The 303-nt window shown below is 63.4% G+C and carries 1 pseudogene; it reads left to right on the top strand.

Features of this window, described 5'->3' with window-relative positions:
- Nucleotides 1-303 (top strand): annotated as a pseudogene (locus NQO67_RS43590) (polyketide synthase); the annotation flags it as partial.

Here is a 303-nt window from a genome sequence, read left to right on the forward strand (position 1 = left end):
CGGGTGATGTGGATGTGGTGGAGGCGCATGGGACGGGGACTCGGTTGGGTGATCCGATCGAGGCGCAGGCGTTGCTTGCCACGTATGGGCGGGGGCGTGGTGGTGGGGACCCGCTGTGGTTGGGGTCGTTGAAGTCGAATATTGGTCATGCTCAGGCTGCTGCGGGTGTGGGTGGCGTGATCAAGATGGTGTTGGCGATGTGGCATGGGGTGTTGCCGCGGACGTTGCATGCGGATGTGTTGACGTCGCATGTGGATTGGTCGTCGGGTTCGGTGGCGGTGTTGACGGCGAATCGGGAGTGGG

It is taken from the genome of Streptomyces odontomachi, from assembly GCF_024435355.1.
Taxonomy (GTDB): domain Bacteria; phylum Actinomycetota; class Actinomycetes; order Streptomycetales; family Streptomycetaceae; genus Streptomyces; species Streptomyces odontomachi.